Raw genomic sequence first — 13,160 nt, 5'->3', positions numbered from 1 at the left:
GAGCGCCCGGTTCGCCGGGCGTCGCATAATATGGCCACACTATCTGATACAATAAAACCGAATAAAACATATCTTGAGGCGGTACTGCGTACAGCGTTGTTAGGAAAGACAGAAGACGAATACGTTGATTTCTTCCTGTCAGGGCTACGCGGGCGATTACTGAAAAATCCCCGCCTGTACCGCAGCTATGGCCCATACTGGCCGGAAATTAAAAAATTATTACTGGAGCGCGGTTATGGTAATTTCGGTCGTCTCGTTGACCGTGACGTTCGCAAAATTTACCGTTATGACCGCCCGGCGCTGACACTCATAGCCGCGACGCTCTACAGCCAGGAGCGTTTTGATAATGGTCAGATATACTCAGCCTGGCATTTACTGCCAGTGCCTGAAGAGGTTGACGACCAGGACTATGAGTTTGAGTCTTACGATTTGGAAGTTGAAGCCTTAGCACAGGCTGGAGAGAAAACTTGAAAAAGCGATACTACACAGTAAAGCATGGGACGCTACGAGCATTACAAGAGTTTGCTGACAAGCATAACGTTGAGGTGCGCAGGGAAGGGGGAAGTAAAGCTCTGCGCATGTACCGTCCGGACGGAAAATGGCGGACGGTCGTCGATTTCAAAACTAACAGCGTTCCCCAGGGCGTCCGCGACCGGGCATTCGAAGAATGGGAGCAGATCATCATAGATAACGCATTGCTCTTGAATGCTGATTAAACTTCCCGCCATTTTGCCCGGTCTGTCGCCGGGCATCTTTCAGAGATAATTACCTTTACCCGTCAATTCCCCTCGTGGTACTTGTTTTTGCGCCAGTGTTTGGGTTCCGCGAATTATGTTAATCAGAGGGCTTAGTAACGATGGTTCCTGGCAGGCCTCAACTTCTCCAGCAATTGCCCTGATGTAGTCGGCGCTGGCAACGTTGTTGTATTCCGTCGCAAAGCAACATAGTAACGTCAGAACATGCTCTGTCGTTATTTCACTCCAGTTGATGTTGAAAAATTCATCGCCTTTTTTATCGTGTTCGGAATCGAAGATGCTTTGGTGGAGGATGTATTTGCCGGATTCCTTGCGCGGTAACTTAATCGCTTTCTGGCGTTCCAACTCCTTGTAAATCTGCATTGCTTCAATTAGTACCGGCCTGCCGTTCATGAAGGGATCGCGCAACCTTACACGCTGGCCAACTCGACCGGTAATAAAGCTGTTTTCCTCTTCCACCAGCACGATAAAACCCTTTTCCTCTTTTTCTCGCAATTCGCGCAGCAGCTGGAGTTCCATATCGCGGCGGCGTTCAGGGTAGCTGGTCCGCTCAGCCATTATCAGCTCGTTATTGATCCATGCAGCAGTCATTGACGCCGGTTTGCCGACGCTCATCGAAACAACGCATATTTTCTTATCCATAGCGCCCCCTACAAAAAAGAAAAGCCACCAGCGGCGGCTTAGCAATACAACAGAAGGTAGCGCCCGGTACTCAGACTGTGCCGTCCATGGAATATTTGAAAAGGGATCCATCCGTACCGGGCGTGTGATGATTCTGACTCAAGTCACTTGTCAGTTGTCAATCATTTAAGATTAAAAATAATATATTTATTAGTGCATGATGTTTGCCATTTCATAGGCGTCAGCCAGCAACTCCATCTCTGACTTGTTCAGCAAGGTGAATTCTTTCTTGCCTCCAACCACACCATCGGCATGAACAGGGACCAGCCAGGGGTATTTTTCTCTTACTTCAGCCGGTGCTGCATGCTGGTGGTGCCATCTACAAAGTGGCAATTGCTTTTTGTGACAACCAGGCGCGGTACGACCGGAGATATGGTGCAGAGACACCTCTTCAGATATTACTCCATGCATATAGCAGGCAATGCAGGGGAGAGCGCCAAGAGCATTGGCTATGCGCCGCTCCTCCGCCGTCGGTGTTCGTCCCTTCAAGCCACGAGATTTTATTTTTACCGCGCTTTTCCGCGTTTTGCTGGCTGGTGGGCGCTCTTTCTGTTTAGCGATACGGCGGTCGATAGTATTCCGCATTTTCTGATATTGAGATTCTCGCCAGGCCGGATCAGCCAACTTCTCCCGTTGCCGAGCGATCGCTCGTTCTCTGGCTGCCTTCTGCCACTTACGGTGCTGTTCAATTTTTTGTTCGATTGTTTTCATATGGCAAAAAAAAGGCGGCCTGATGGCCGCCAATGATGTCAAGGAGTTAAGTAATGGCAACGTCTTCGTAGTTGACAAAAACTGCGGCTCAATTATAGCAATCAATTAGAGCAATGGTAGATATTTTGTTTATCGCGAATCACATTTTTTCACTTCAGTACCTGTGTGCTATACTCCTTCTTGATTGATTGGATGCGGAATACAAACCCGCTCTTTTGTGCAGCCTGGCTCCTTGCCAGGCTTTTTTTATTTCATCATGGAAGCTGTTAATGCTTTGGACCTTGCTGAACTGATTGAGAGGGCTTTGTCAACGTGCCCCAAAAATTCGCCAAACTCAGACATTACTTTAGCAAAACCGCGCCGTGCTTCTTCCTCGGTGGCATTCATCACAAAATGTTCAGCACTCCGCATGCTTTTAACGGGGAACGCAACAGATATCGAGTCGATATCAGGCATCCTATCGCTCAACTTTACGGTGACAATGACAGATGGTGACTGAATTTGAGAGCTTACAGACAGCACCACATATTTTCCGTCTATTTTGAAATCCTTCCGCATGTGTCACCATAAATATCAAATGATTAGAGCAATCAAGCGCAAATGAACGGCTAATCGCCATCTTCCAGCAGGCGCACCATTGCCCCCGTTTCACTATCCAGGTTACGAATGTAGTTCATGACAATATTTACGTTGGTCCAGCCACCAGCTTGCATGATCTCCGGTATTGAAACTCCGGCGCGGGCCATATCTCGCGCGGCACCGACACGGGCACTATGTCCAGACCAGGCCAGGTATCGCTGACCAGAGTCATCTTTTGCCCCGTAAATCAATCGGTGAGTTGCTTCAAAAATCCCTTCCAGGGCGCGAGTTGATAGCTGGCTGGTGGATGATGGCGCGGCAACACCATTTTTTCTGACGCGGCAAAACAGGTAGTTATTCGGATCATCAGCTACACCAGAGACAGAAATCCATCGCTCAACCAGTTTAGTTACCCCGAGGCTAAGTGCCTTCTCTACACCAGCGGTGCTAATCAGCGTTTTCGTTCTGCCAATATGGATTAACATTCTCCCACCGTCAGTACGTGAGATATCTTTAACCCTGATCCTGGAAATTTCGGCTATACGTAACAGGGTGTTATAAGCAATCCCCAGAAATGCCAGATTACGTATATCCTGGCAGCGATCGCTATTTTCCATGAGTGAACGAACCTGGTCGAAATCAGTGCGTTCGAACGCCAGCGCCTGTTTTGCACGCTCACCGGCATCAACGTTTTCTTTTCGGATCCGTCGCATGACCAGTGAAACAGCATTGCTGTCACTTGGTCGTGGCAGCCCGGACCGACGATGAAGCATGTTTAGCTGGCCCAAATGTTGCTGGATAGTTTTTACTGCCAGACCACGCGCCTGAAGATATAGAAGGTAATCGCGAACATCTTCAGGTTCTGCGGGAAACCATTTCCGGTTATTCAACTTGCACCATGCCGCCCACGACCGGCAAACGGACAGAAGCATTTTCCAGGTATGCTCAGAAAACGCCTGGCGATCCCTGAACATGTCCATCAGGTTCTTGCGAACCTCATCACTCGTTGCATCGACCGGCAATGCAGGCAAATTTTGGTGAACGGTTAACGAATTAGTCATTTATTATGCGTAATTTTAACAGTTAAGCCTTGTTCATGAAGTATCTCATCAATAATTCGAATCACATCCCCTGGTAGATCATCGTTCTCGAAATATCTGTGATCGGGGATTTCTACAGTGATTGGGGTTGCTGCTTTATGCAAAATCCGAACAATCTTTTTTTCTTTTTTGCATGTTGCATATTCAGCCTCTTCGATATCTATCCAGCTCGCACCATCAAATTGCTGGTAAACCCGAGTGTATAGTAAGCGGTTTCGCTTTACTTCTTCTGCTAACTCCCAAATTGCAACAGCCATAGCACGTTCATTTTCATTCGTTCCAGGGTTAGCAGCTTTTTGTTTTGCGTCGTTCAGTAAGGCGTTTACCTTGGCATCTGTCAGGCCATTAAACATTCATCACCTCATGATCAAGTTAAATTATTGTTTTCAGCAGAGTGTACAGGATTGGCTCTGCCTTTACCTGGTTATGGTTCTCGTCATAGAAACGCCAGCGACCGCGCGTGCGTTCTATTTTCTCTTCGCCGCGAGATAATGACAGTTGGTAACTATCACGCTCAAACCCTTTTGCCCGCCAGTAACCACGGTTTTTCTCAAGCTCAAGATGAGTGGACACTTTAGCAGCTGAATATCCCATTTTTCACCTCTGATTGATTGGTGGTGCTAAGTGCGCTACGCGAAATCTGGAGCACTAACACTGCCAACATTTCGCAGATTTTACGTAGCGCAACCTTGATCAAATGATCAAGTGATCACTATTTGACCTGATAAGGTATTGAACTGTATGGATTTACAGGTAAATTGATCATGTTCAATAACCCTTAAGATAACTTCGTATAATGTATGCTATACGAAGTTATTAGGTCCGAAGAGGAGTTTACGTCCAGCTGCGCATAAAAATCAAGAATTATTAGAGCAATAAATTTTGAGAGAAAAATCCCACTCCACCAGCCAAAAACTGGATTGTTTTTCATAGTTGTTTGACAATTGCTCTAATAAATTATAGTTTTGCCGCCGTTTCGTAATACGACTTTGGATTCACTATTTAATGTGTCTTCAGCGTTGTAGAGCGGCTCAGAAGGAAATGAGCAAACAGGGAAACCTTATACAACGGCATTACAGCTATGCATTGCTCATCTTACACACAGCGCAATGTTGTTAGATTACCCCAGCATGGATCATGGGTGAAACAGTAGGTCAGAGCTTCAGGCTCTGTGTTGTCAATACAGTGAGGCATAATTATGGCTTTCATTCAACCAACCATCGACGACGTTAGACATTGCTCTAACGCTTTATCTGTAGCCCCTGCCGAAACCGACGCAGCCCGCGCCATTGCTGAACACTACTCAAAGATATCCAATCAGGAGTACCGCATCACCCAAGACGACCTGGATGACCTCACTGACACAATCGAATATCTCATGGCAACTAACCAGTTAGACTCACAATAAATGCACTAATAAATCTATTATTTTTGTTTGATCCCTCTATAATATAGGTCAGTAATGACCGGTTTTCTCAGCCGGGCGTTATTGACCATGTCAATTCTGGAGGAGGATCAATGATAAATTATGTCTACGGCGAACAACTGTACCAGGAGTTCGTCAGCTTCAGGGATCTCTTTCTAAAAAAAGCTGTTGCACGCGCCCAACACGTTGATACCGCCAGCGACGGTCGTCCTGTACGCCCGGTTGTCGTTCTACCGTTCAAAGAAACGGACAGCATTCAGGCTGAAATTGATAAATGGACTTTAATGGCGCGGGAACTGGAACAGTACCCAGACCTCAATATCCCAAAGACTATTTTATATCCAGTGCCTAACATCCTTCGCGGTGTGCGCAAGGTTACAACTTATCAGACAGAAGCTGTGAACAGCGTCAACATGACCGCTGGCCGCATTATTCATCTGATTGATAAGGACATTCGCATCCAAAAAAGCGCGGGGATCAATGAGCACAGTGCGAAATACATAGAGAACCTGGAAGCAACAAAAGAGCTAATGAGGCAGTACCCGGAGGATGAAAAATTCCGTATGCGTGTACACGGCTTTAGCGAAACAATGCTGCGCGTCCACTACATCTCCAGTAGCCCTAACTACAATGATGGTAAATCAGTTAGTTACCATGTACCGCTGTGTGGCGTGTTTATCTGCGATGAAACTCTCCGTGATGGAATCATCATCAACGGTGAATTCGAAAAAGCAAAATTTAGCCTTTATGACTCCATAGAACCGATCATCTGCGACCGCTGGCCGCAAGCAAAAATATATCGCCTGGCAGATATTGAAAATGTAAAAAAACAAATTGCCATCACTCGCGAAGAGAAAAAGGTTAAGTCAGCCGCATCAGTTACGCGCAGCCGTAAAACCAAGAAGGGGCAGCCAGTAAACGACAACCCCGAAAGCGCGCAATAAATTATGCCCGGCATCAACCGGGCATTCTTCCATTATTCAGCCGCCACCGGTTTTAACAAGCCAGCATCGAGCAGTTTACGCGTCAACCACTGTTGGCCTTTCCCCGTTAATTGGGGCGTCAGCCGTATCTGGTAGCCCTCTTCATCATCCAGCACCACTTCTTTCACTGTGAAATATCCGGCGTTTATGTACTGCTGGAACGGTACATTTTTACGGCCGCCGGACGCTATCAGAATGCCGTTCTCCCGTAACCAGGCAAACAGCGCATTTTGTTTAAGTCCAACGACCTTTGCAAAATTCCCAATCAGGATCCCCTTAGCCACTGATACCCGGTCGGCAAAATCGACTTTGGGGGCTGCGGCCACCAGCTGCTGATTTAGCTGATGGGCTTTCTGTTCCAGAAGTTGCTTTTGTTCAGCCAGTTCGGCAGCAAGGCGCAGAGCTTCTGGAAGCGTCTGGGGGATTGCGATCGGTTGCTGTTCTTTTTGTCGGAAGTAGCTGTCTTCCAGTTTTTCAAAGAATGCCCATGCCTGATCGGTTTCGATCATTTTAGCGTGGCGGGCTGCGCCGCGTTCCGTCCAGAGGATGAGTGAGCGGGCTTTAGGAGAGATAGGATTTTGTGAGTTACTTAAAGTCACCCGCAAATTGTTCAAATCATCTCCAATAACTTTATAGAAATGCTTGCCTTCACAAAAACGTTCAGCATTACGGGAAAAGTTCTTCTTGATGTTATCCGCATCTGTCCCATACCCCTTAGCAAGGATCTTAGTTGTCACTACACGCACTCCCAGCCATTCCAGAACGGGAATTTCATCAGACTGATTCTGAACAACCACCAGCTCCGATTCCTGAACTGAAGGTGCATGAGTTTTTTCTGATTTAACGTTAGTTGCTTTCATTCTGTGTGCCTCCTTGCGTGTTTCGGCTGCGACGGTTGCGTAATTCAGATGCCCCTGTTCGAGCAGGTATTCGCGGATATCAGACAACAGAATGCGGTGAACAGCGTTCTTGTCCTTTCTCCGGTAAAGTTGTTTGGTGATCATGAAGTAGTTGGCAATAACGCCCGGTATATCCCTGGTACTGATACAGGATGTGTGCTGTTCAATTGCCTCAATCATTTCTTCACGGGTGACTAATGACGTTCTCATAGTCCCTCCTGAGCAGAAGCGTTAACAGGGAGGCACCAGTAACTGAGAGAGTTGCGCGAATCAGTGGAAAAGCGGGCAGAGAAAATGCAGGGAGCGTCAGGAAGCTGAGAACGGGCCTCATCTTCTGTCGGTGCAATAACGAAGTGATAGTGACGTTTCTGGCAGGAATAGAAGCGCCAGATGAATTCAGGATGAGTTGGGGTAGGGACAGTAGCCATAATGGCAGCCTCCTTTGACTAAGTTAAGGAGCTACCGCGTGAGGTCTCAATCTCAATGGCGGTAGCACTGACTGGGTTGAGACTACCGGCGTCAAAGGGAACCGGCCTGCCTTTCGGCAGCCCAGCCAGCACTACCATTGATTTCGGAGCTAAACGCTACGTATGGCTGTGCGATGGCATGACACAAAAAAAGACGCTTTCGGCGTCTGTGTCGCCTTTGACATTATCCGGGGTCTCAATCCCGGCACCCGTTTTAATGAGGTGCCTGATAAGCATAAACCGAAAATGCCTCAAGGCGCAAGAGGTCAGGTTCAATGTAACATCGGCAGTCAAAAAACACAATTTATTAGAGCAAGTTTTTACTCGTTAAGCCATGCCAGAGCTTCATCAACCTGCGCTTCGTCTTCGACGCTAAGCACTTCATCTTGGGGAACATAGTTCGCCAACATAGCGAAACAATATGTATCCCAATGGTCCGGTGAGTGCAGGTTGAGTTTTTTCTTCATATCTTCCTTTGACATCACCTTCCATTGACCTGCGGAATTTATCCCTACCGGTATCTTTGATGCTTCCTCTATAGTCGCAGCCCCCTTATCAAGCCTCATACGCCCTGATTTTACAGCTTCTGCCGCCTGAATATTCGCGAAAGCGCGCATATCGAAATAAAGGCTTTTATCTTCACGGCTGTGCATCTTTTTACCCCAGCGGATACGCTGGACGGTAATGCCATAGCGTTCGTACATTAGATCAGCCGTCGATTTCCCCAAGCCATCGCCATCAATAGCTATGGTTATGTTCGGGAACCGTTCTGGGTTACATTCTGCGAAAATCTTGGCGGCTAACTGCGTTTCTGTAACGTCTGTGTATTCCAGCATACGATAGTTGATTACACGGCGTTTATTTCGCTGGCCGGACACCATCATGATATTAATAACGGACTTATCTCGTCCTGTGCCACCAGCAACGTCAACACATGCAACCCAGCCCCATCCTTTGGCAATCTTGACCTTTCGCCGCGTCGCCCGCTCAACCTCATCACGACCAAGAAGAAAGCCATCTTGAGATTTGGGAAATTCACCACGTACTTTGATCATGTACATGGGGTTATCACGACCGCCATACTCCGCAAGTTTTGCTCGTATAAATTTTGCATCTACAAGCGGAGATTCTTCACTATTCAGTATTATCGCAGTAAACAATCCATCAGGATTTCCCGGGCGAATAGCTAGTCTGTGGTGTGAATCGTAGAAATAGCCTGAAGGTCGCGTAGGCTGGGAAAGAAGCAGAATACGGTTATCCTTACCGGTCAGCGCACCTGTTATCACACTGAATGCTTTATCACTCACCCCCGACGCTTCGTCGATGATATACAAGAGATGATCGGCGTGTTCACCAGCCAACGCCTCCTCATTTCCGGGGCGACAGGACTTTATCAATATTGTCCAAACACCCTTGCCAGTCACCTCAAAAAAAGACGTTTCTGTAAGAATGAAATACTTCGACAACCACGGGAATCTGCTAACAGCAGTAGCCCAATTGCTCTTTATGTATTTGAAAATACCATCAAGGACTTGCTGTCTTTTGTTAGCGACCAGAATGACGCGAGCGCCGGGGAAAAACATGATGAAGAGTATTGCAATGATACTCGTCATATCCGATTTACCAGTACCATGGCCGGAGGTCACACTTGTCCAACTGCCGTCCTGCTGCGTGGACTCAATGATCTCATCCTGCTGCCAGGTTGGTGTCTTCCCAAACAACACATCAGCGGCCGCAATCCAGTCATAACGATATAGCGCCACCAGCTCGCGCCAACGTGGATCCGTTACGCAACTTCTGGCCATTAATCATCATCCCCGTACAGTTTGCGGGTAACTTCTTCGTCTTCCTCCTCGTCTTCGTCCAGATCCTGTTCAAGCCATGCTTCGTTTGATATGCCTTCCGCATCGACATCACCATAACCACCTGTATCGACGATATCGGCAATTTCTTCTCTACGATGCTCAATCCACAATGCGGCATCAGCGCGGCGGCTGGCGGCCCGTTCTCGCGCGATTTTATCCAGATCTTCAAGTGATGGAGCGCCAGATGCTGTTTGATTTTCCTCATCATCGGTATTGGTCTTAGGAGCACGCAGATCGGCTTTGATTTGCTCCAGCATCAGGGGCGGCACTTTTCCTCCATGCGCCTCGATGAATTCAGCCGCTTCCAGCACTGACCAGTTATTTTCACGCTTTCGTTCGTATGCCAGCTTAACAATGCCAGCTTGCCCCATAGATAAAGCGTGCTTTTCCGCCTCCCGGCTTTCTTTTCGATAGTTATTCCGGATGCTGTAAATGGTGTTGATCAGGCTGCTTATCTGCGCGGAACAGCTGTTTAGCATGCTCGCGATACGGTATTCAGGCGGAGTACCTTCATCATCGTCTTTTTGCTGATCGCGCATTTCCTGCACCAGGCGAATGCACGTATCCCTGGCGTTCTCCAGCATAAGGAGATGAGAAAGAGACTTTTCCAGAAGAGTGGTTTCCAGAACATCGGCCCCGGACCGACGCAACATAGCGCGCGCGGCCTTCCGCGCTTCAACGTTATCTATCAGGTAATCGCCAGCTTCGAATTCAAAGCGTTCACCATCATCATCCAGGGTGTCGCGTTCCAGGCGATCACGTAAGGTACGGTGGGCGCGGGTGATCACGTCATGATCATCAGAACGATCATTTATGCGCTTATTTTGGCGCTTAGCGTTCTCGACTGCGGCACTGACAACAGCATTAACTCTTTGTTTTTCAGCCACTTCAGCCACAATGTGATCACCTGCACGTTGATCATTAGCGTGATCAATGATCATGCTTTTTAGTGGTTTCCTGACAGGCTTATTTGGCTTACGGCTGTCCGCTGTTCTGGTGTCTTCTTTGAATGCACGGAGATAACGACGTGCGGTGTTTGGGTTGAGATTAAACTCGGCGGCATATTGTGCGATGGTGTAACCACCATCTCGCGCCAGGCGAGCAAAATTCTTCTTGTGATCGTCCCAGGTCACTTATGCTTCCTTTCGTAAAAACTCTTTTTGACGCGAGGGTAACGAAAGTCACATGTCAAAAGGCCCGGAACGGGCAAGCAATCAATCAGATACGTGCGGATGTGGCATTACCGTAATGACGGTGCTGACGGGCTACCTTATTGAAAAGTTGACGCGCCATTACCCAAGGCTGGTGTTCCCGGCGTTCCTTTTCGTCCTGCGTCATATAGAGTTCGTTCTGGAGTTTTTCATCAAACCGGCGCGGCGCGCGGCTGCGGCGAAAGAATTCAGGATTCAGAGAGTGGATCTGAAATCTACGTGGGCGTGTACTGTCATCAATCAAAACAGACGAATACTTAGACACAGCGATAGCCTTTAAGCGCAGATAAACGTCGCGCTTATCGACATCCAGATGCGGGTATTCCTTTTCAAGGATTGCTGCGAGTTCTTTCGCTGATAGAAGAGATTTGGTGCGGATCATGTAATCCGCAATCTCATACGATGTTATTCGTAAGTGATTTATTTCCATGAAGTGGCGTCCCTGCCAGTTAAGTAACATCCTGTCACCTACTGATTAGCCCATGTCAACTAATCAACGTGGAATATAATACCATAGATTAAATAAATAGCAATACATTAGAGCAATTTTACCTAACGTTCGACGAGTGACTTGTGATAGCGCCGACTCCAAGCGCGTAATCAAAGAACAATCGTTGATGCATCGCCAACCTACCGTGCGTCTTCTCCCAATTATCGCGGTCACGCTCAATATCACGCTGGCATGACTGGCACAGAGGAATTGCGTAAATGTCATGCGCGCATAATCGACTATGACGAACGATATGAGGCGTAATGTGAGCGCCAGCTCCCGCAGCTCCACACCCACAGCATGGACGGGAAGCAACAAAGTCCATGTACTCAGGTAATTTTAGCGATTGCAGTTTTGGTATTTTGAAATGCGCCATGCCAGGGTCGGAGTCAACATCCACAGGGCATACTTTTGCACGCATCGGCGCGGCGCGTTCTTCCATCATCTGAACATATGCTGTAGCGCGATCGTCATACGGGCGAATATCCGCCTCTTTCAGAGGTCCGCTATCCTGCGGAGTAGCCTTCATCTTATTTATTGATATGCGGCAGACTTCTTCCGGCATCAGGTGCATCATGTTGCGCATGAAAGCCCACCAGCACAGCTCCTGAATACTTAAATCATGGCTATTTGAAAGGCCCATTTCCTGACGGGCGACATCCAGTATCCAGTTAACGCGATTATTGTGCAGCGTTTCTTTCAGCTCATTAAAACCACGCATCCGATAATGGTTATCGTGATGCCAGCACAACAACACCGCGCTATTGTCTCGTTCAGCGTGGACAATATGGTTGTCACACCAACTACGATCTGCGGCCTGGCATTGACCCTCTTTCTTACGCAACCACGCCACCAGCGCGTCAATTCCACCAATACGGCGAAACAGTTCATCGCTGTTAAAAAACGGCTGCAACGCCTCATTTGTTGCCATGGTTTGCTCGGTAACAACGAGGCCGTCTTCCATGTGCTCGATTAACTCACGCGGCACCGGCTCCATAATAAATTTACGGCCAGCCTCCACCAGCTTTCTGACCTCCTGATCCACTTTGAACGTGGCGAGGCCAAGCTCTTTCTGTACAAAGGGAGTAATTATGGCTTTCACATCACACCTTTAATCACTGATTGGGCTTTATCTGCTGCCCGGCATTCTCTGTTTAAGCACAACCATTTCCTGACGGCATAACACAGCAATAGCGGTCCTGACTCCAATTTGCTTACCAACCAGGTATTGCTTTACCTTGCGGCGGCTCACGCCATCAAGAAGCATCTTTAACGCTTCACGGGACAACTTGTTGTATTTACGTGCCATTAATCTACTCCGCAGAACCATACAATCTACGTAACGTGTCGGCGACAGAAGATACAGATATCTCTCCGGTCGCAGCCCCTACGGTAAGGTCTACCAGTTCAGGTGAATCAAATACCTGCACCCCGTTACGGCGTAGAAATAGCAGCGCGCTGTTTAGCGCGGTACGCTTATTGGCATCATTGAATATATGCCCTCTCGCTGTAGCCACCAGGTAGGTGGCGGAGACTTCGAAAAGGTCGGTGATCTCTTCGTAGGCAACTCTGGCCTGAACTCTCCCGATAATGGCCTCTGCCCTACCCGGATCTGACATTCCCGGCAGGCCGCCGTAGCGGCTTATATTCGCATCATGAAGCGCAATAAGTTCTTCCGGTGATATATGCCTCATTATCGGTTAACCAGTTCCTTGTTGGTGGAGTCCAGGGTGTCAAACAGGGATGCAAATTCAGCATCCAGCGCCGCTTTTTTGTAGGCTTCGAAAGTAGCCTTGCTGACAATTACTGCTGGCTCACGGCCTCTGCGGGTGATTTCAACCTCTTCCCCGGCTTCAACATTGTTGAGCACTTCAGAAAGGTTGCCGCGCGCGGTACGGAAGTTAATGGATTGCATAAATACCTCGTGTACTCGTTATGTGTACGCAATTATAAACTTCACAGACATAAAGCACCAGCACTTTGCGGCTTAACA

Annotated in this window: 20 protein-coding genes; 4 read left to right on the top strand and 16 right to left on the bottom strand. The window is 48.0% G+C overall.

Going from position 1 to position 13,160, the window contains the following annotated elements:
• Positions 1-30: 30 nt before the first annotated feature.
• Together WC5_RS20475 and WC5_RS20480 are read left to right on the top strand one after the other, a co-directional pair.
• Positions 31-471 (top strand): hypothetical protein, encoded by a 441-nt coding sequence (locus tag WC5_RS20475; protein WP_000224043.1) that lies wholly within the window; start codon positions 31-33, stop codon positions 469-471.
• Positions 468-716: a hypothetical protein gene (locus WC5_RS20480; protein ID WP_000747846.1), complete on the top strand. Its 249-nt coding sequence runs from the start codon at positions 468-470 to the stop codon at positions 714-716. Before WC5_RS20475 ends, WC5_RS20480 begins: the two co-directional genes overlap by 4 nt.
• A 39-nt stretch (positions 717-755) precedes the next feature.
• Here WC5_RS20480 and WC5_RS20485 read toward each other — a convergent pair whose 3' ends face one another.
• The 6 genes from WC5_RS20485 to WC5_RS20510 all read right to left on the bottom strand — a co-directional run bounded on the left by WC5_RS20485 (position 756) and on the right by WC5_RS20510 (position 4,420).
• Positions 756-1,397 (bottom strand): hypothetical protein, encoded by a 642-nt coding sequence (locus tag WC5_RS20485; protein ID WP_016231388.1) that lies wholly within the window; start codon positions 1,395-1,397, stop codon positions 756-758.
• A gap of 189 nt (positions 1,398-1,586) precedes the next feature.
• Positions 1,587-2,147, bottom strand: coding sequence for a Ref family protein (locus WC5_RS20490; RefSeq protein WP_023155281.1), 561 nt, complete (start codon positions 2,145-2,147; stop codon positions 1,587-1,589).
• 246 nt (positions 2,148-2,393) lie between these two features.
• Positions 2,394-2,705 (bottom strand): hypothetical protein, encoded by a 312-nt coding sequence (locus WC5_RS20495; RefSeq protein ID WP_024192172.1) that lies wholly within the window; start codon positions 2,703-2,705, stop codon positions 2,394-2,396.
• 50 nt (positions 2,706-2,755) lie between these two features.
• Positions 2,756-3,787, bottom strand: a complete 1,032-nt coding sequence (locus WC5_RS20500; protein ID WP_016231385.1) for a site-specific integrase — start codon at positions 3,785-3,787, stop codon at positions 2,756-2,758.
• A complete protein-coding gene (locus WC5_RS20505; protein ID WP_000481733.1) occupies positions 3,784-4,179 on the bottom strand; it encodes a hypothetical protein in 396 nt (131 codons plus the stop codon). The genes WC5_RS20500 and WC5_RS20505 overlap by 4 nt, the downstream gene beginning before the upstream one ends.
• Before the next feature lie 19 nt (positions 4,180-4,198).
• Positions 4,199-4,420, bottom strand: a complete 222-nt coding sequence (locus WC5_RS20510) for a hypothetical protein (protein ID WP_000542339.1) — start codon at positions 4,418-4,420, stop codon at positions 4,199-4,201.
• Positions 4,421-5,024: 604 nt separating this feature from the next.
• On the opposite strand from WC5_RS20510, the gene WC5_RS20515 reads away from it, so the two are divergent.
• Together WC5_RS20515 and WC5_RS20520 are read left to right on the top strand one after the other, a co-directional pair.
• On the top strand, positions 5,025-5,234 hold the full coding sequence (locus WC5_RS20515; RefSeq protein WP_016231384.1) for a hypothetical protein: 210 nt from the start codon (positions 5,025-5,027) through the stop codon (positions 5,232-5,234).
• 110 nt (positions 5,235-5,344) lie between these two features.
• Positions 5,345-6,196: a phage repressor protein C1 gene (locus WC5_RS20520; protein WP_000611666.1), complete on the top strand. Its 852-nt coding sequence runs from the start codon at positions 5,345-5,347 to the stop codon at positions 6,194-6,196.
• Positions 6,197-6,228: 32 nt separating this feature from the next.
• Here the strand turns inward: WC5_RS20520 and WC5_RS20525 are convergent, their stop codons facing one another.
• From WC5_RS20525 to WC5_RS20560, 10 genes are all read right to left on the bottom strand, one after another.
• Positions 6,229-7,344 carry a phage antirepressor Ant gene (locus tag WC5_RS20525; RefSeq protein ID WP_016231383.1) on the bottom strand — a complete coding sequence of 372 codons (1,116 nt, stop codon included), beginning with the start codon at positions 7,342-7,344 and terminating at the stop codon, positions 6,229-6,231.
• The gene (locus tag WC5_RS23285) at positions 7,341-7,562 is read right to left on the bottom strand and encodes a host cell division inhibitor Icd-like protein (protein WP_001615582.1); all 222 of its coding nucleotides are present in this window, start codon (positions 7,560-7,562) and stop codon (positions 7,341-7,343) included. The genes WC5_RS20525 and WC5_RS23285 overlap by 4 nt, the downstream gene beginning before the upstream one ends.
• A gap of 18 nt (positions 7,563-7,580) precedes the next feature.
• Positions 7,581-7,700, bottom strand: coding sequence for an ash family protein (locus WC5_RS23280; protein ID WP_001376634.1), 120 nt, complete (start codon positions 7,698-7,700; stop codon positions 7,581-7,583).
• Positions 7,701-7,921: 221 nt separating this feature from the next.
• Entirely contained in the window at positions 7,922-9,406 is a 1,485-nt protein-coding gene (locus WC5_RS20530; protein WP_000124150.1) for a terminase, read from the bottom strand.
• Positions 9,406-10,599, bottom strand: a complete 1,194-nt coding sequence (locus WC5_RS20535; RefSeq protein WP_016231382.1) for a hypothetical protein — start codon at positions 10,597-10,599, stop codon at positions 9,406-9,408. The genes WC5_RS20530 and WC5_RS20535 overlap by 1 nt, the downstream gene beginning before the upstream one ends.
• A gap of 85 nt (positions 10,600-10,684) precedes the next feature.
• Positions 10,685-11,137 carry a hypothetical protein gene (locus WC5_RS20540; protein WP_016231381.1) on the bottom strand — a complete coding sequence of 151 codons (453 nt, stop codon included), beginning with the start codon at positions 11,135-11,137 and terminating at the stop codon, positions 10,685-10,687.
• An 88-nt stretch (positions 11,138-11,225) separates the two neighbouring features.
• Positions 11,226-12,269, bottom strand: coding sequence for a DUF968 domain-containing protein (locus WC5_RS20545; RefSeq protein ID WP_016231380.1), 1,044 nt, complete (start codon positions 12,267-12,269; stop codon positions 11,226-11,228).
• Positions 12,270-12,296: 27 nt separating this feature from the next.
• Positions 12,297-12,476, bottom strand: a complete 180-nt coding sequence (locus WC5_RS20550; protein ID WP_000113019.1) for a hypothetical protein — start codon at positions 12,474-12,476, stop codon at positions 12,297-12,299.
• A gap of 4 nt (positions 12,477-12,480) precedes the next feature.
• Positions 12,481-12,861: a type II toxin-antitoxin system death-on-curing family toxin gene (locus WC5_RS20555; protein ID WP_016231379.1), complete on the bottom strand. Its 381-nt coding sequence runs from the start codon at positions 12,859-12,861 to the stop codon at positions 12,481-12,483.
• Positions 12,861-13,082: a type II toxin-antitoxin system Phd/YefM family antitoxin gene (locus WC5_RS20560; RefSeq protein ID WP_001190712.1), complete on the bottom strand. Its 222-nt coding sequence runs from the start codon at positions 13,080-13,082 to the stop codon at positions 12,861-12,863. The genes WC5_RS20555 and WC5_RS20560 overlap by 1 nt, the downstream gene beginning before the upstream one ends.
• Positions 13,083-13,160: the final 78 nt, after the last annotated feature.

This window comes from Escherichia sp. KTE114, from assembly GCF_000407765.1.
GTDB classification, from domain to species: Bacteria; Pseudomonadota; Gammaproteobacteria; order Enterobacterales; family Enterobacteriaceae; genus Escherichia; species Escherichia ruysiae.
The sequence above is the reverse complement of the archived record's forward strand: the minus strand, read 5'-3'. Positions and strand labels throughout refer to the sequence as shown.